Here is a 17,948-nt window from a genome sequence, read left to right as displayed (position 1 = left end):
GCAGCGTCAGATGTGTATAAGAGACAGGGGCTCGCGAGCGCGCCCTTCGACCCAGATGAAAATGCCCAACGACACCGCTGACACTGCAAACAAGCCAAGGATGTGCGGCGAGTCCCATGCGTAGTGCGTGCCGCCTAAAGTCAGGCCGAGCAGCAAGGTCGCCGCCGTCAGCACGATCAGCACCGCGCCCAGATAGTCGATGCTGCCGCCGCCTCCCTTCCGCAAGGCAGGCATGCGATGAACGATCATGAACAACGCGAGCGCGCCGAGCGGCAGGTTCACATAGAACACCCAGCGCCAGCCCGCGATCTCATAAGCGCCCAATGTCACGGTGCCATGGTCGGTGAAGAAGCCACCGATGAAGGGCCCCACCACCGTGGCCAGACCGAATACCGAGCCGAACACGCCGAACAATCGGCCGCGCTCGCGCGGTGGATACATATCCGCCATGACGGCGAACGACACCGTCATCAAAGCGCCGGCACCCAGTCCTTGCAGGGCACGGAACACCACCAACTGCATCATGCCGTCGCCCAGCACCGGCAGACTGCCGAACTCGCCACTCAAGCCGCACAGTGCCGAGCCGACCAGGAACACCACGACGCCGAGGATCAGGATGGGCTTGCGGCCGTACTGGTCGCTCAACTTGCCATAAAGGGGCACCGAGACCGTCGACGTCAGCATGTATGCCGTCGTCACCCAGGCATACATCGACAGGCCCTGCAGCTGCTCGATGATGCGAGGCATCGCTGTGGCGACGATGGTCTGGTCGAGGGCGCTGAGCAGGACGACGACCGCTAGCGCCGCCAGCGTCAGGCGCTTTTCAGCGGACGTGATTTGTAGTTCGCTCGAGTCGTTCAAGGCGTGGTTTCGAAAGTCGCAAAAATCGCCGCAGAGCTTAAACCGTCCGCCGCCGCCCCGCATCACGAGGTTCGGTCCATCGTGATTTGATTTCGGCTGGTCGCAATGGCCACAACCGGCAGGCCGGGGTGCGGTCCAATGCCCACCTGACAATTCTCAAGAAAGGGACCCGTGCGATGCGCGTCATTGCCGCTGCCATCCGCAACCCCATCGCTGTTGGCGTCACGGTGCTGCTCGTCACCCTGTTCGGCACGCTCAGCCTGCTCGAATTGCCGTTGCAGCTGTTTCCGGACATCGAGCGACCGACCATCGGTATCACGACCAACTGGCGCGGCGCCTCGCCCGAAGAGGCCGAGGCGGAGTTGCTCGAGCCGCAGGAGCGCGTGCTGCAGGGCCTGTCCGGCGTGGAGGAAATTACCGGCAACGCCAACAGCGGCGGCACCGACATCGTGCTGACGTTTGCGATCGGCACCGACATGAAAGCGGCGCTGGTCGATGTAATCGGGCGCATGAGCCGTTTGCCGCCCTTGCCGCGCGATGCCGACCGGCCCATCGTGCAGTTGGGCGGCCTCGGCGGCGATACCAATCAGAACCTCACATTCTTCTTCGTGCAGCTGTTGCCGGGCACGCCGGGGCCGATCGACAACTATCGTCGCTTCATCGAAGACGTCGTGCGACCGCGCATCGAATCCGTTCCCGGCGTCGGCGGCGTGTTGGTGAACGGCGGCTCGCCGAACGACATCCGCATTACCGTCGATCTGGCGCGCGCCGCCGCGCTCGGCGTTGGTATTCCCGATATCGCGCGACTGGCCGCAAGTGCCAACAATGTTTCCGCAGGGCAGCTCGATGTGGGCCGACGCCAATACGCGTTGCGTTACGCAGGCCGGTACGAAGTGGATCAATTGGGCGAACTGGTGCTGGCGTGGCGCAATGGCCAGCCGGTGCGGCTCGCCGATGTCGCCGTGGTCGAGACCCGCCCGCCCGACAAGCTCCTTTACTCGCATCAGAACGGCAATCCCGCCATCGGCCTGCAGATCCTGCGCGCGCCAGGAGCCAACGTGCTCGCCACGCTGGACGAAGTGAAACGCGTCGTCGACGAGCTGCGTGAGGGACCGTTGCGCGAGCGAGGGCTGGGAGTCGAACAGTCGTTTGACGCTTCAGTATTCATTACGCGAGCCGTCAACTTGCTGATCGAGAATCTGGTAGTCGGCGCGTTGCTAGCGCTGGTGTGCGTGTGGTGGTTCATGCGGAACGTCCGCGCCACTGTCATCATCGCGACCACGATTCCGATTTGTTTGCTCGCTACGTTCTGCGCGCTGCATATGGCCGGTCGCAGCATCAATGTGATCTCGCTCGCCGGACTGGCGTTCGCGGTTGGTATGGTCGTGGAAGGCGCGATCGTCGTTTCGGGCAACATCATTCGGTTGCGCGAGACCGGCATGCCCATCGACCAGGCAGCGCACGACGGCACTCGCCAGGTCGTGCCCGCGCTATTCGCATCGACGACCACGACGATCGCCGTGTTTCTGCCGGTGCTGTTTCTCAAGGATGTCGAAGGCCAGATCTTTGCGGACCTGGCGCTGACCATCTCCATCGCCGTGGCGTTTTCAATTCTGGTCGCGATCACGGTGGTGCCGGCGGCTGCAGGCCGCTTGCTCGGCGGGCCGGCGCAAAAATCCGGATACGGCGAAGGCTGGCCAGGGCTGACGGACAAAGTCATCGAGTGGACGCGCACGCGACGCCAGCAAGTGATGTGGGTGCTCGCCTTGCTGGTGGCGCCATTGCTGCTGTCGTGGGCATTCCTGCCCAAGCTCGACTATCTGCCGCCAGTGAAGCGCGCCGCGATCGACGCGTTCTTCAGCTTCCCGCCCGGCATGAGCCCGACGACCGTAGATCGCGAAATCGCCACCCGGCTGCAGGAACGCATGCAGCCGTACATGAGCGGTGAGAAAGAGCCGCGACTCAAGAACTACTACATCATCCTGTGGCCCGGCGGCGGCACGCTCGGTGCGCGCGTGGTCGATGACAGGCGTATCGGCGAGTTGGAACGCATCGTGCGAGAAGAGATCGTCGTTGGCATTCCCGATACCCGAGTGTTCGTCAATGAAGGCGACCTGTTTGGCGGCTTCGGCGGTTCAGCACGCTCGGTCGCGATCCATCTGCAAACGACCGACACCGCCGCGCTGAACTCGACTGCCGCGGCCGGCCGGCGCCTGCTGGAGGAAACGTTCCCGGGTGCGAATGTGCAGTCGTTTCCGAATACGGATGTGCAGGTGTTGGAACTGCGCGCCGAGCCCAACGATCGCCGCATCGCCGAAGTCGGTTGGGATCGCGCGGCCCTGGGCACGGTCGTGCGCTCGCTCGGCGATGGCGCGTGGCTCGGCGAATATTTCGATGGCCAGGCGCGCCTGCCCGTGATCCTTCGCACCAACCTCGGCGAGACACCCGAAGATATCGCCCAAGCGCCCTTGATAACGCCTTCCGGTGAAATCGTGCCGCTCGGCGAGCTGGTCACATTGAAGACGACGCTGGTCTCGGAACAGATCCGGCGAGTCGATCATCACCGTACCGTGACGCTCACCGTCGATCCGCCGCCGACGCTGTCGCTCGAAGACATGCTGGCCAGGATCAACAGCGACATCGTGCCCAGACTGCGCGCCGATCTACCCACTGATGCAAACATCCGCCTTGCCGGCAGCGCCGACCGGCTCGACACCATCATTGGGACCATGAGCGGCAACTTCCTGCTCGCGCTGGTGGTGTTGTTCATGCTGATGGCGGCGATGTTTCATTCGCTGCGTGACGCACTGGTGGTCGTGCTCACCGTGCCGCTCGCCCTGGCCGGCGGCGTGCTCGGCATTCGTATGCTCGGCGTGGTGGCGTTCCAGCCGCTGGACCTGCTCACGATGATTGGCTTCATCATGATGATCGGCATCATCGTCAATCACGCCATTCTGCTGGTCGATCTGACCCGCGACGCAATGAATCACGGTCACAGCCTGGAAGACGCGCTACGCATGTCACTGAATCAGCGTCTGCGTGCGATGGTCGCGAGCACGCTGACCGGTGCGCTGGGCGCATTGCCCATGGTCGTGAACCCCGGCCCTGCCAGCACGATTTATCGCGGCCTCGCGGCCGTGAATGTCGCCGGCGTGATCGTCAGCATGGTGTTCTCGATCGTGCTGCTGCCCAGCTTGATGCGACTCGTTTACGAGCGCCGCGCGCCTGCGACGGCGACTGACCCTGCCGCTTTGTTAACGGAGACTGCGCACTAATGCGAGCCACGAAAGGACTGTTATTCATTCTGTTCGCCGCGAGTGCGAGCGCGCAGCAAACGAAGCCTGAGCTGCCGGTGGTGATGGTCGAGGTCGCACATGCGTCGGTCACGCGGGTCGCGCCGCGCCGTTGGGTTCCAGGCAGTGTCGTCAGTCGCAACGACGCCCGCCTCGCGACCAGCGCTGCGGGTCGGTTGGAATACGTCGCCGAAGTAGGTACGCGCATTCGTGCCGGCGAGCGTGTGGCAAAGCTGGAAGATGAAGCTGTGCGTTTGCGAGTCGAAGATGCGAAGACGGAAATGACGCGCATCGAAGCACAGCGCGCGATGTCGGAGCGGCAGCTGCAGCGAATCGAGCAGCTCGCGAACAATTCCATCTCACAGACGCAGCTCGACGAAGTCAGGTCGCAACTGGCGATGCTCACGGCACAGCTACAGCAAGCCGAAGTTCGTCATCGTTCCGCCAAGCACGATTTGGAGCAGACCGAAGTGCGGGCACCGTTCTCCGGTGTCGTGACGGAGCGCCTCGCCCAGCGCGGCGAATACGTTGCGACTGGCGCGTCGATCGCCCGGCTCGTTGATACGGTTCACGTCGAAGCCCGCGTGCAAGCGCCGCTGGCATTGCTGAGCTCGGTGAAGCCGAGCATGGAGCTGCCGATCAAAGTCGCGAACAAACAGATGCCCGCGACGGTGCGGACGGTCGTGCCGGTCGGCGAGGAACGCTCGCGACAGTTCGAATTGCGCATGCTGCTCGCGGACAGCGCATTCAACGTCGGCTCCGCGCTCGAGGTTGGCCTGCCCGAGCGCGAGGCGACCGAAGCGCTCGTCGTTCCTCGCGACGCGATTGCGGTTCGACAGACTGGCAACTACCTCATGCGCATTCGCCGCGATAACACCGCCGAGCGCGTCGCCATCACCTCGCTCACCACCGACGGCGACCTGGTCACCATCGACGGCCCAGTCAGCGCCGGGGATGTCGTCGTGATCCGCGGCGTCGAACGCCTCCAGGATGGCCAGCGCGTCACCATCCTGAGCCGCGATGCCGCGCTCAGCTCCAAGCCGCGGCCGGACGCATGAATCTATTCATCTCGGATATACCACGCCTAGTTAATGCTTTGATTTATTTATGAAAAAATAGTCAATTTTTATTCGAATATCTATTCATCAATCTATTCACTAGACTCGGCTCATGGCTACCGCCGAGGGCTTGTTGACCATCCTGGCTGACGGCGCTTCCAGCAGCTCCGTGCTGGGGGAAGCGCTCGGGATCTCGCAGCCCACCCTTTCGCGACTGATCAATCCGCTGATCAAAGATGAGCGAGTCCTCAAGATCGGCAGCACGCGCGGCGCACGCTATGCCTTGCGACGGGAGATCAGAGGCGCCGGTTCCGCGTGGCCGCTGTTCCGCATAGATCGGACCGGGGCGCCTCATGCAATGGGTACGCTGTTCGCTCTCGCAGCCGGCCAGTTTTACTTTGCCACCCTGTCCACAGAAGACTTCCAACCCTCCGAGCTCACCGGTGGGCTGCCATATTTTCTGCAAGACCAGCGCCCCGGCGGATTTCTCGGCCGCGGCGTGCCGAGGCGCTATCCCGAGCTGAATCTGCCGCAACGGACCACGGATTGGACCGACGATCACTACCTGCTGTATCTCACCCAGCACGGCAGCGATCCGCTCAGCGATCTGGTGCTGGGCGACGCCGCCCTGACTGCCTACCTGGCCGCGCTCGCGCAACGACAGCCGATTCGAAATCGCGCCCTGGAATTTCCCAAGCTGCTCAGAGTCGCCATTGAAGGCGGGCTACCGGGCTCCTCAGCGCATGGCGAACATCCGAAGTTCGCCGCCTTCGTCGAGGACGCGCGTGGCGCGCGGCATGCGCTGATCAAATTCTCTCCGCCCCTGACCAATCCCATCGGCCAGCGTTGGTCGGATCTCCTCGTGGCGGAGCACATCGCGCACGTCGTGCTGTCGAGCGACGGCATTGACGCTTGCCGCTCGCAAATCCATTGCTTCGACGATCACACGTATCTCGTCGTCGACCGCTTCGACCGCATCGGCAGAGACGGGCGCATCGGCGTCACCTCGCTGTTCGCTATCGATCTGAATCACTATGGCCAGCTGGATCACTGGATCGCGGCAGCCACCCGACTGCTCAGCGACCGGATGATCGATGCCGCCACGCTCGAACACGTGAGACTACTCGCGACCTTCGGCGCGCTGATCGGCAATACCGATCGCCACTTCGGCAATCTTGCCTTCTTCGATACTTACGACGGCACCTTCGCCCTCACTCCTTCCTACGACATGCTGCCGATGCTGTTCGCTCCCGAGCACAACCAAATCATCGCCCGCAGGTTCGAGCCGGCACCTCCGACTGCAGACACCATGGCGTGTTACGCGCGGGCACGACGCTTGGCGGAGCAGTACTGGCGCACGATCGCCGGCGACACTCGCGTCAGTGACGACTTCCGCAGAGTAAGTGCCGAGTGCCTGGCAGCGCTGGAGGCATTGCCTCGCACGGGACCCTACTCGTAAGCCGCGCGCCTGATTGCATTCCAAATAAGAACGATTATCATCGAGTGGCTCTTAGCCTCGCGCGCCATTGCAGCCATCTTTGATGGCTACGCGCTGACGGCGCTCGCGACCGGGGCAACTGAGGCTACGCGGACTTCGATTTGACAATGCTGGGCATCTCAGCCCTGTCAGTTCTGACAGCTCGGTACGCTTCGCGCACCCCGACGGGGCGCAAACCCGCGAAACGTCAGGCGTTAGCGGTCGGCGGACTGCCTGCGGAAGCGGAGCGAGCGTAATGTCCTTATTCCCATTCGCGCTGACGTACATGGGCTGGGCGGCGCTATGCTTATCCATGAGCCGCCATGCCCGCGAGCTCTTGCAGCGGGAGCCAAAGCCCTAACAAAGGCACCTCCTGCGCGCCGCTGGGTGGATCGCTTTGACCGCGTCGTTGTTGATGGCTACAGCCGTGCGGGCTGGCCGGTCGAGTGGTTCGGCATGCTCACCGCAAGTGCCGTGAGTTTCGTTTTACTGCTGACTTACTACCCCCGGTTGGCTGCCAGCCTGGGACTGGGGCTGCCAGTGTGTGCCGCGATGGTCACATTCTGGTCAGCGTGAAGAGATCGAGGAGCCAAATGTCTGCTTTCAACACTGAGCGCGTTCTGAAAGTCCGTCACTGGAACGACACGTTGTTCAGCTTCACGACGACTCGCGATCCGGGCCTGCGTTTCGAGAACGGCCAGTTCGTCATGATGGGCCTGCAAGTCGACGGCCGCCCGCTGACCCGCGCCTACAGCATCGCGAGCGCCAATCACGAAGAGCACCTCGAGTTCTTCAGCATCAAAGTGCAGAACGGCGCACTCACGTCCCGCCTGCAGCACCTTCTGCCGGGTCACGAAGTGCTGGTGAGCCGCAAGCCCACCGGCTCGCTGCTGATCGACGACCTGAAGCCGGGCAAGCATGTGTATCTGCTGAGCTCGGGCACCGGCCTGGCACCGTTCATGAGTCTGGTCAAAGATCCGTCGCTGTACGAGAAGTTCGAGAAGGTCGTGCTCCTGCACAGCGTGCGCGCCACCAGCGAGCTGGCGTACGAGGAATATTTGACTCACGTGCTGCCGCGGGATGAGCACATCGGCGAGATGGTCGCCAACCAGTTGATCTACTTCCCGACCGTGACCCGCGAGCCGTATCGCAATCGCGGCCGTCTGACTGACCTGATCGAGAGCGGCAAGCTGTTCGAGCAGATCGGCCTGCCGCCGCTGAACCCCGAACACGATCGCGCAATGATCTGCGGCAGCCCGTCGATGCTGAAGGATCTGTCCGCCATCCTCGATGCGCGCGGCTTCCACATCTCCGATCACATCGGCTCGCCCGGCGACTACGTCATCGAGCGCGCTTTCGTCGAGAAGTAACAGCGGAGCCTTTCGGTTTCTGGCGACCACCGCCCCGGTTCAGGTGGTCGCCTTCCAAACTCATCACTGCGGCATAACGGCCGGGCTGGTCAGTTCCACGATCACATTCTCGGTCAATCCCTGAGTAACCAAACTCTGGACGACCTTCGATTCGAGATCCCGGTAGCTATCCAGATATTGGATGGCGCTTTTCCGCGTCTCCTGCGCCTTTGTGCGAGTCGCCCCAGCTGACGATTTGCGTTCCCCAACCGCCAGGAACAGTTCTTGATACTTGCGCGGAGCGACACCTTCGAAATGAAGGAATCGAACGCGCCCGTCGCCATCGTCCGAGTCTGAGGCGATGGCATCCTGGTGCAACTGGAGCGCAAGGCTTTTCTCATAGGGCTCGATATAGAGCACCTTTGCGATGCCCGCAGCCACGATGTGGCGCGCGCAGTTGTGGCAAGGAAAGGTAGTGGTAAACAAGCTGCCTCCCACGACACCCTGGCCTCCCTTTCTGGCCACTGTGATGAGCGCATCCATTTCTGCATGCACCGACCTGGAGAACTCCAGCAGATCGCGCAACCGCGTCCGCTTCCGTATAACAGCAGCAAAATCTCGAGCTGCAGCCAAACCCATACCCTTCGAGATCAAGACGTCTCGAATCTCACCTTCGAGTTCGTCTTTGTGCTTGTCGTTGAAGCAGATGCCACCCTGCACGTTGATGCAGCGATGGTCGGTGTCACCATCATCCTCGGTATACAAGCCTCCGTTTGCTTTGGGCACATCGTTGCACCCCGTGGCCAAAACATTGCCGTGCCCATCGGTAATCGCAGCTCCAACCTGCCTGGACAGGCAGGCCGACCGCAAACCCGCCGAGAAAGCCGCGTACATGGCATATTCGTCCTTGGTCGGAGTCCTTGCGGTCTCACCATGGACGAGACTGAAAAAACGCTTTAGGGGCCGCTCGATCGATTTGTCGTTGTGACGATTGTTGCGGAGAAAGAAATCGGCAAGTCGCAACGTCTTGTCCAGCTGCTGCCCATGCTCTTCCTCATCCTGCCGATCTCGTTCGATAGTTGGACTGACTTCGCTCGCAGCCATGCTCTTGCGCAGGTTCTCGGTCCGCTGGCGCTCACTGGCCAGCACCCCAACCAAATAAAAGAGATTGCCGTAAACCGTACGTAGCAGCCAAACCTCTTCAGGATGCTTGAGTTGATCGATGAGGTACGCAACGCGACCGGGCACAATGCCGAGCAGGTCGAGATTCTCGGACTTATCATTCTGACGCGCTGCCTCACGCTCAACACGATCTTTGGAAATGACCGCAATTGCCAGTTCAGCGAGAAAATCTGCGGATCGTGTGCTGCGCAATTTGTTACCAGCCAACTGGAGCCGCTCGTAGCGGTTGCGGGATTCAACCGCAGCATCCCAGTCTGCGATCAGATTCCGGGCTAGCATTCCTTCAATGAAGCGGCTTAGTTTTAGATGCACCACCTCGTATCCGAAATCTTCTAGGAGCCGGCGTGCGGACGCTACGGCGAAAGTCATGCCGCAGCCGATCGCTCCGCTAAATCCCACCACTATTTCGGCGGACTCACGCGAAGCAAAACTCAGCTGCGTGACCGACCCAGATTTGTTCGTTTTCGGAACCGCCGAAACGGTCGCGGCCGCATTCTCAGGCATAGGCATCCGCCCCCAGAGAGAGTCATCTGAGACCTGGAAGTCCTAGCAAGTGTGACGAAACAGCAGCGACGCGAGCTGCAATCTCACCAAGAGAGGGACTTGGCGTGTTCTAAGACTTTCCGCAGCGCCGACACTTTGGCGGAGTTTTGCTTTTTTTCGGCAAACGTCTTGAGCAAGACCACGCCGCCACCGCTCGACCTTGACTTGGACTCCCCGGAACGAGTCGAGACGAGATCCAGGCTAAGTTGCTGATCGGGCTTAGCGCGGGTGCGTTTCACAGTCCTTTCCTACCCAATACGGCCAATATTGCGGCGTTCTTCTTTCTGAACGTCCAGTAGGACGACTTCGACAATGGATCACTACCGCTCGACGCAGACGAGCATAGCTGCTCACAAGTTTCTGGGGAAGTCCGATTTCGGGGCTCTGAGCGCCTGCGGCACACCTGACTAATCAGGACTTACACTGAATCAAATGGTGCCGCTCGCGCAGCATTCTCCGCGGCAAATTCCACGGAACACAGCGCGCGGCGGTTGCTGCCACCAAAGATGCCGTCTACTTGTCGATATTGACGGTGACGCTCACCGGACAGTGATCGCTGCCCATCACGTCCGCGTGGATCTCGGCCTTCTTCACCTGCTTGCGCAGCTTCTCCGACACCAGCCAGTAATCGATTCTCCATCCCACATTGCGCGCACGGGCGTTGGAGAAATTGCTCCACCACGAATAGTGGCCATTGCCCTGCGTGAACAGGCGGAAGGTATCGATGAAGCCCGCGTCGAGGAAATTCTGAAAACCCTCGCGCTCTTCCTCGGTGAATCCTTTCTTGCCGCGATTCGGCTTGGGATTTGCCAGATCCAGCTCGGTGTGTGCGACGTTCAGATCGCCCGAGAACAGCACCGGCTTTTTCTTTTCCAGTTGTTTGCAATAAGCCAGGAACGCCGGATCCCAATGTTTGTGCCGCAACGGCAAGCGGCTCAGATCGTCCTTGGCATTCGGCGTGTACACCGTGACCACGTAGAACTTGTCGAACTCGGCGGTGATGACCCGACCTTCTTCGTTCGCATCGCGCTTGAGCTCATCGGCGAACGAGAACTTCTTGGCGAAGTCTTTGGGAAAGCCATTGATCACATCGAGCGGCTCCTGCCTGGAGAAGATCGCGGTGCCCGAGTAGCCTTTCTTGACCGCTGAATTCCAATACTCGTGATAGCCGGCGAGATCGACCTCCGCCTGGCCGCGCTCGGCTTTGGTTTCCTGCAGACACAGAATGTCGGGCTTGTGCTCTTTGATGAACGCCTGAAACGTTCCCTTCTTCACCACGGCACGAATGCCGTTCACGTTCCACGAATAGAATTTCATGGGTTAGTTCTTGTCACCGTGAGTCGCGAACACGGAGGTCTTGCCCTCTTTGTCGACCAGCAGCACGTCATAACGATCGACGCGACCCGACGGCACTTCCATCCCGGGCGATCCGGCCGGCATGCCCGGCACCGTCAACCCCTTCGCCGCCGGCTTTTCACGCAGCAGCCGCTTGATATCGTCCGCCGGCACGTGGCCTTCGATGAAATAGCCGCCGACCTCGGCGGTGTGACAGGAGCCCATGCCAAATGGGACACCGACGCGCTCCTTGATGGGCGCGAGATTCTCGAGGTCATGCACCTGCACGGCGAACCCAGCCGCCTGCAGATGCTTCACCCAAAGACCGCAGCAGCCGCACGTCGGCGTTTTGTTCACGACAACAACGGGAGCCGCAGCAGCCGTAGCAATTTGTGCCACCGCGGGCAAGGCAACGAGCCCAAGCAAAGCCTGACGACGATTCATGGGAGATCTCCGGGCCAGAAACGATTGAGGCGGAGTCTGCCACGCAGACTCCGCCCCAATGATGACCGCGACCCGATGAACTGACCAGTCTTGTCAAATTGCCGTCGATTGCGCTCGCCGGCACCAGTCTTTGACAAGTTTCCAGCCAGGCGCTCTGCAGACGCCTACTCGCCCTTGTCGTTGTCCGCCTCGTTCTGCTTGACCGACTTGCCGCCGGACAGCTTTTCCTCTTCACGCGCACCGGCCAGGATGCCCGGCAGCGCATAGTTGCCCTCGTGGCAGGCGTACTCGTACATCAGATCTGGCGTCGCATTCATCGGCAACTCGCCAGCGAAGGGCTGCGTCAGCGCCGGATCTTCCACCTTGAACTGATACAGGATCTGATCGGCCGAGACACGGGTGAAGCGCTCGGTGACTTTGCGATCCGGGCCGAGGCCCCGGAAGGTCTGCATGGGATGGAAGTTGGTCGTTTCGACCACCAGCGTGTCGCCTTCCCAATGACCGATGGAATCGCCGTACCACTTCTTCACATTGCCCGGCACATGTTTCGCGCCGATGCGCACCACGCGCGCGTCGTGAATCATCTCGACCAGGATCATCACCGTGTCCGGTGTCTGCACGATCGAATACGTGTTGTTGTACATCAGCGGCAGCATCGGCGGTCCGGCGCTCGAGCCGAAGGAAGTGAGACAACGCTCACCGAGTGAACGCACCTCGGGACCATCGACCGGGCCCGCGCCTTTGCGGAAAGCGGCCATGCGCGCCGCCGCTTCTTTACCTGCAGCGGGCGTCAGACCGGGAATGCGGCCATTTGCCGGCTCGGTGATGATGGAGCTGCGCGGCTCGCCATAGATACGGATCACCTGCGTGCCGCGATCCACCCAGAAATTGTTGTAACCGCAATTGGTGCCGCTGAAGCCGTAGCCGCAATCCTTCGGCAGATCCTGAATGCCCAGCTTGGGATCGGTGGGCTTGGCGTTTTCCTCGACGTGATCGGCCGCGGCGCCTTCGATCTTCCTTGCCTCTTCGGCGGTCAGCACTTTGCGATCGCCCTGCTCCACCGCGCGCTCCAGCTGCGTCAGCGTCGCATTGCTCCAGTTGCCCTGCAGATCCGGTTTACCATCCGCAGTCCGTGGCACTTTCCACCCTGCGGCAGACTTCTTGGCACCGGCAGCGTGCAGCGCCGGCGCGCTGACGACACAAACCACCGACAGAATACTGCCCAACAGAACACGGGCACCCGACCGACGATATTTCATAGCTACCCCCAACGCGGTGCGCATGCAACGCCCGAGCAGTGTATGGATGGAACGCAACGAGACAATCGCGCGGGACCCGCTTTGACTTTTCTTTTTACGGCGCGACGGTCGAATCCGGTAAACAAGCATGCGGGGGATTTACATGCCAGCGTGGTTCATGAGCGAGCATTCACTGTGTCGCAAGGCTTTCGCGCGCGTCGCGACGGCATTTGCTTTGGGTCTTATCGTCAATCAGCTCGCCGCGGCCGCCGCAGGTCCAGCACCTGATCCTCGCGCCAATCTTCCCGGTCGCCAGGTATATGAAACGTATTGCGCGGCCTGCCATAACATTCCCGGAACTCGCGCACCCGCTTTGTCAGCATTGCAGCTGATGAGCGCGCAGTCGCTGCGTCTCGCACTCACGACGGGCGTCATGCAACAGCAAGGCTCGCTGGTTCCCAAGGACAAGCTGCCGCAGCTCATCGAATATCTCGCGGCACCGGAAGAAGAAACGAATTGGACTGCCGCCATGATGTGCGGCCCCAAGCAACGCAGCGTGAACCTGAAAGCAAGCCCCGCGCTGACGATGTTCGGCGTCGATCACAACAACAGCCGGCGCCTGAGCGCCAAGCAGGCAGGGCTCAGCAGCAAACAACTCCCCGAGCTGGAGCTGGCATGGGCCATCGGTTTCCCGAAGACCACCTCGCTGCGGTCATCGCCAGTAATCGTCGGCTCGACGATGTTCTATGCGCCTGCGCAAAGCGGCAAGCTGCTCGCACTGGATATCAACACGGCGTGCGCGAAGTGGGTTTATGACGTCGGCGTGCCCGTGCGCAGCTCGGTGTCGTTCGGTGATATCGGCTCGCGCAAGGCGCTGATCCTCGCCGACCAGCAAGCTCAAGTGCACGTAGTCGATGCGCAGACCGGCACGCTCATCTGGAAAGCAAACGGCCGTCACGATGCGGCTGGCAACATCACTGGCGCACCCGTGCTCTATAAGGATCGCATCATCGTGCCAGTTTCTTCGTCGGGCGTCGGCAGCGGTGCGAATCCGAAGTTCGAGTGCTGCCTCGGCCACGGCGCGGTCGTCGCACTCGACGCCGCAACCGGCAAACAACTCTGGGTCGCGCACACGATGGAAGAAGCGCAGTACACCGGCCAGACCAACTCGATCGGTGTGAAGCTGCGCGGCCCGTCGGGTGCGCCGATCTGGTCGACTCCTTCGATCGACGTCAAGCGCGGGCTGATCTATGCGACCACCGGTCAGAACACTTCGTTGCCCGCGACGCCGACCAGCGATGCGGTGCTGGCCATCGATCTTGCCAGCGGCAACTTGCAATGGACTTTCCAGGCATTGGCCAACGATGTTTGGAATCTCGCGTGCCGTGCGGATCCAGCGCAGTCCGGGCCGAACTGCCCGAGTCCCGCCGATAGCGTGCTCAAGGACTATGACTTCGGCGCCGGCGCGGTGCTCACAAAGAGGCGAAACGGCAGGGACATCGTGCTCGCGGGCCAGAAATCCGGTGATGTCTGGGCGCTCGATCCTGAGCAGAACGGCAAGCTACTGTGGCGCCAAACGTTCGGCGACGGCAGCGCACTCGGCGGCGTGCACTGGGGCATTGCCATCGATAGCGAACATCGCGTGTTCGCACCCATCAACGACCCGCATTTCCCCGAATTCAAAGATTACATGCCGCAACCCGGCATGAACGCTCTCGACATCGACACGGGCAAGGTGCTGTGGCGCAAGCCAGTCACGGCGGATTGCAGCAACGGCCGTGAAGCGCGCTTCAACTTGTGCGGAGAGAAATATGGCTTGTCAGCCGCGCCGCTGGTGATCGACAAATCCGTCGTCGCGGGCGCGCTCGACGGGCGTATCTATATTTTTGATGCCGCCACCGGCGACATCGTCTGGCAATACGACACGCTGCGCGACTTCACAACGCTCAATGGCGTGAAAGGACAAGGAGGCGGCATCGACTCGCACTCGGTGTTCGCCGGCGGTGGCATGTTGTTCGTCGCTTCCGGCTACGGCGGCTTCCGCCAGCCGCCGGGCAATGTGCTGCTGGCGTTTCGTCCAAAGTCAAAAACTCGCTGAGTGTTCATAGGGGGATCATCATGTCGAACAGCATCATTCGGATTTCGATTGTCGCCTGCGGGTTGTTACTGGGCACCTCAGCGCTCTCACAATCGTCCGCGCCGCAGAGCACACCGGCCGCTGCCAACGATTACAGCAAACCCGAAACCTGGCTGTGCCGACCTGGACGCCAGGATTCGTGCGCGGTCGATCTGACGACCACCGTCGTCAAGGCGGATGGCAAGCTCAGCAATGAGCCGTTCAAAGCAAACGCCAATGCGCCCATCGATTGCTTCTACGTGTATCCGACGGTGTCGAACGACCCCACGCCGAATAGCGACATGAACGCTGGGCCTGAAGAGCACAGCGTCGTGCGCGCGCAGTTCGCTCGTTTTGGGTCGCAGTGCAAGCTATATGCGCCGCTCTATCGGCAAGTCACCTTAAAAGCGCTGCGAGCGGCAATGGCGGGGGGTGGCGGTTTTCCGGCCGATCGCAAGCTCGGTTATGACGATGTGCTCGCAGCCTGGAATTACTATCTCCAGCACGACAACCAGGGCCGCGGCGTCGTGCTCATCGGGCACTCGCAAGGTTCGGCCATGCTCACGCAGCTGATCAAGAATGAAATCGACGGCAAGCCGATTCAGTCGAAGATCCTCTCGGCGTTGCTGCTGGGAACGAACGTCGCCGTACCGAAAGGCAAGGATGTGGGCGGCTCGTTCCAGCACATGCCGCTGTGCCGCTCGGCTGCGCAGCTTGGTTGCGTGATTTCGTATGTGAGCTTCCGCAGCGATGTGCCGCCGCCGGCGAATTCACGCTTCGGTCGCGTGCCAACGGAAGGCATGACCGCTGCATGCGTCAATCCGGCGGCGCTGAAAGGCGGCAAGGCGCAGATGCACGCGTATCTGTCGAGCGGGTTCAATGGCGTGAGCACGGAGTCTGCGCCGCCCAAGCCGTGGGTGACCGGAGCGAAGGTCGAAACACCGTTCGTGAGTTTGCCAGGATTGTTGACGGGCGAGTGCGTGAGCAACGACGCCGGCTCGTATCTCGCGATCACAACCAATGCCAACCCGGCGGATCCACGTACGGATGAAATCCCCGGCGACGTCGTTGCCAACGGCCAGGTCATGAAAGATTGGGGTCTGCACTTGATCGACGCTCACGTCGCCATGGGCAACCTGATCGACGTGGTCGCGCAGCAGTCCAAGGCGTATCTCAAGAAATAACGCAGCTGCCATGAATTGATCTACACACGGCGGGCGGAACTGCGCATTCCCCCGCCGCGTTCACCGGCATGCGATATCTCGCGCTGTGCACTGACTATGACGGCACGATCGCCCGCCATGGCGTGGTCGACGAGCCCACCATCGATGCGCTCGCGCGACTGCGCGAGTCAGGTCGCAAGCTCATCATGGTTACGGGTCGCGAGCTCGCCGAGCTCATCTCGGTATTCCCGCGACTGGATCTGTTCGATCTGGTAGTCGCGGAAAACGGCGCCCTGCTCTACAACCCCGCGACCAAGGAACAGAGACCCTTGTGCGAACCGCCGCTGCCGCAGTTCGTAGCAGCATTGCAAGCACGCCGCGTCACGCCGCTGAGTGTCGGTCGAACCATTGTCGCGACTCGCGAGCCTCACGAGACGGATGCAATCGAAGTCATCCGCGACCTCGGTCTCGAGCTGCAGGTGATATTCAACAAGGGCGCCGTGATGATCCTGCCTTCGGGCGTGAATAAGGCCACTGGCCTGAAAATCGCGCTCAGCGAGCTGAATCTTTCCGTGCACGACGCGGTGGGCATCGGCGATGCTGAAAACGATCACGCGTTTCTCGGTATCTGCGAATGCGCCGTGGCCGTTGCGAATGCCCTGCCGGCCGTGCAGGAAAAAGCAGATTTCGTCACCCAAGCAACGCACGGCGCCGGCGTGACGCAACTCATCGAGGAAATGCTTCAGGATGACCTCGCCTCACGCGAGCCGGCGCTGCGCAAAGATGCCGATACTTCGCGCCAGGAGGTCCGCGAGCTGATCGTGACGGTGGGCCCCCTGCCCGCCAGCCCCTCCGCCAACGCGCGGGCGGCGAAATAGCCCGCATTGAACAGCGCCCCATTGAAATTGCGCGATCTGCTTGTATACATGCGCTAATCAGGCACTCTGCTCGACGCATCCTCCTTGATGAATGCGTGCGCATTTGTAACCCTGGCTGTCTCACCGGACACCGAAACCAGATATGCCAGCATCCAGCAAGCTCACCGCCGCGCTGTTAACCGCGGCCCTCGGAACGATGACCATGAACGCGATCGCCGCCACCGCACTGTCGCCGGACAATCCCTTCGCTCGCGAAAGCACGCTGCCCTTGAAGTGGCCGCCGCTCGACAAGATCAAGAACGAGCACTTCGTGCCTGCGATGGACGCCGGCATGGCCGAGCAGCGCAAGGAAGTCGCCGACATCGTCAACAACAAGGCGCAGCCCACGTTCGAGAACACCATCGTCGCGCTGGAGCGCTCCGGGCAGCTGCTGAATCGGGCCACCACGATTTTCTATGCGCTCGGCTCGTCGAACACCAATCCCGACATCGAAAAGGCGCAGACCGAAATGGCGCCGAAACTGTCGGCGCACTCGGATGGCATCTATCTCGACACCGCACTGTTCGCGCGCGTGAAGAAGTTGTACGACCAGCGTCAGTCGCTGCAGCTCGATCCCGAATCGCTGCGCTTGCTGGAGCGTTATCACACGAATTTCGTGCGCGCCGGCGCCAATCTCTCCGATGCGCAGAAGCAAGAGTTGCGCGCGCTGAACGAAAAGATCTCGTCCAAGACGACCGAGTTTCGCCAGCTCGTGCTCAAGGGCGACAACGCCGCTGCGATCGTGGTCGACACGAAACAGGAGCTGGACGGCCTGAGCGATGCGCAGATCGCCACGGCCGCCGAAGCAGCGAAGTCGCGCGGCAAGGAAGGCAAGTACGTGTTGACTCTGCTGAACACGACCGGCCCAAGCCGGCGCTCGCGCAAGCGCAACTGAAGAAATCGTGCGGTGCGCGAGCGCTTGTACAAAGCCTCCGCCGGTCGCGGCTGGGCGGCGAGCTCGACACGACCAAG

At 61.4% G+C, this 17,948-nt stretch carries 15 protein-coding genes; 10 read left to right on the top strand and 5 right to left on the bottom strand.

The genetic code is table 11. From position 1 onward, the window contains the following. Positions 1 to 6: 6 nt before the first annotated feature. Positions 7 to 861, bottom strand: a complete 855-nt coding sequence (locus tag D0550_RS31230; RefSeq protein WP_206606651.1) for an MFS transporter — start codon at positions 859 to 861, stop codon at positions 7 to 9. Between the two features lie 176 nt (positions 862 to 1,037). Here D0550_RS31230 and D0550_RS31225 point away from each other — a divergent pair, with 176 nt between their 5' ends. From D0550_RS31225 to D0550_RS31205, 6 genes are all read left to right on the top strand, one after another. Then, positions 1,038 to 4,136: an efflux RND transporter permease subunit gene (locus D0550_RS31225; RefSeq protein WP_116813107.1), complete on the top strand. Its 3,099-nt coding sequence runs from the start codon at positions 1,038 to 1,040 to the stop codon at positions 4,134 to 4,136. Next, complete coding sequence (locus D0550_RS31220) at positions 4,136 to 5,212, top strand: efflux RND transporter periplasmic adaptor subunit (RefSeq protein WP_116813106.1); 1,077 nt, start codon at positions 4,136 to 4,138, stop codon at positions 5,210 to 5,212. The genes D0550_RS31225 and D0550_RS31220 overlap by 1 nt, the downstream gene beginning before the upstream one ends. A 112-nt stretch (positions 5,213 to 5,324) precedes the next feature. Further along, positions 5,325 to 6,671 (top strand): type II toxin-antitoxin system HipA family toxin YjjJ, encoded by a 1,347-nt coding sequence (gene yjjJ, locus D0550_RS31215; RefSeq protein ID WP_116813105.1) that lies wholly within the window; start codon positions 5,325 to 5,327, stop codon positions 6,669 to 6,671. Positions 6,672 to 6,945: 274 nt separating this feature from the next. After that, on the top strand, positions 6,946 to 7,050 hold the full coding sequence (locus D0550_RS37310) for a DUF3325 family protein (protein WP_116813104.1): 105 nt from the start codon (positions 6,946 to 6,948) through the stop codon (positions 7,048 to 7,050). 26 nt (positions 7,051 to 7,076) lie between these two features. After that, positions 7,077 to 7,265, top strand: a complete 189-nt coding sequence (locus D0550_RS34755; protein ID WP_153067438.1) for a DUF3325 family protein — start codon at positions 7,077 to 7,079, stop codon at positions 7,263 to 7,265. A gap of 17 nt (positions 7,266 to 7,282) precedes the next feature. Continuing rightward, positions 7,283 to 8,059, top strand: a complete 777-nt coding sequence (locus tag D0550_RS31205) for a ferredoxin--NADP reductase (protein ID WP_116813103.1) — start codon at positions 7,283 to 7,285, stop codon at positions 8,057 to 8,059. Positions 8,060 to 8,122: 63 nt separating this feature from the next. On the opposite strand, the gene D0550_RS31200 is transcribed toward D0550_RS31205, so the two are convergent. From D0550_RS31200 to D0550_RS31185, 4 genes are all read right to left on the bottom strand, one after another. Continuing rightward, positions 8,123 to 9,724 carry an anti-phage dCTP deaminase gene (locus D0550_RS31200; RefSeq protein WP_161966172.1) on the bottom strand — a complete coding sequence of 534 codons (1,602 nt, stop codon included), beginning with the start codon at positions 9,722 to 9,724 and terminating at the stop codon, positions 8,123 to 8,125. 552 nt (positions 9,725 to 10,276) lie between these two features. Continuing rightward, positions 10,277 to 11,080, bottom strand: coding sequence for an exodeoxyribonuclease III (locus D0550_RS31195; protein WP_116813101.1), 804 nt, complete (start codon positions 11,078 to 11,080; stop codon positions 10,277 to 10,279). Between the two features lie 3 nt (positions 11,081 to 11,083). Then, positions 11,084 to 11,542: a DUF411 domain-containing protein gene (locus D0550_RS31190; protein ID WP_116813100.1), complete on the bottom strand. Its 459-nt coding sequence runs from the start codon at positions 11,540 to 11,542 to the stop codon at positions 11,084 to 11,086. Between the two features lie 164 nt (positions 11,543 to 11,706). Further along, complete coding sequence (locus D0550_RS31185) at positions 11,707 to 12,801, bottom strand: hypothetical protein (RefSeq protein WP_116813099.1); 1,095 nt, start codon at positions 12,799 to 12,801, stop codon at positions 11,707 to 11,709. 157 nt (positions 12,802 to 12,958) lie between these two features. Here D0550_RS31185 and D0550_RS31180 point away from each other — a divergent pair, with 157 nt between their 5' ends. The 4 genes from D0550_RS31180 (at position 12,959) to D0550_RS31165 (ending at position 17,871) form a co-directional block, all read left to right on the top strand. Next, on the top strand, positions 12,959 to 14,878 hold the full coding sequence (locus D0550_RS31180) for an outer membrane protein assembly factor BamB family protein (protein WP_161966171.1): 1,920 nt from the start codon (positions 12,959 to 12,961) through the stop codon (positions 14,876 to 14,878). A 20-nt stretch (positions 14,879 to 14,898) separates the two neighbouring features. Beyond that, positions 14,899 to 16,080, top strand: coding sequence for a DUF3089 domain-containing protein (locus D0550_RS31175; RefSeq protein ID WP_116813097.1), 1,182 nt, complete (start codon positions 14,899 to 14,901; stop codon positions 16,078 to 16,080). A gap of 68 nt (positions 16,081 to 16,148) precedes the next feature. Next, positions 16,149 to 16,937 carry an HAD family hydrolase gene (locus D0550_RS31170; protein ID WP_116813096.1) on the top strand — a complete coding sequence of 263 codons (789 nt, stop codon included), beginning with the start codon at positions 16,149 to 16,151 and terminating at the stop codon, positions 16,935 to 16,937. A 142-nt stretch (positions 16,938 to 17,079) separates the two neighbouring features. After that, the gene (locus tag D0550_RS31165; RefSeq protein ID WP_116813095.1) at positions 17,080 to 17,871 is read left to right on the top strand and encodes a gluzincin family metallopeptidase; all 792 of its coding nucleotides are present in this window, start codon (positions 17,080 to 17,082) and stop codon (positions 17,869 to 17,871) included. Positions 17,872 to 17,948: the final 77 nt, after the last annotated feature.

The sequence above is a fragment of the Steroidobacter cummioxidans genome (assembly GCF_003104955.1).
This window is presented reverse-complemented; position numbering and strand designations above follow the sequence as displayed.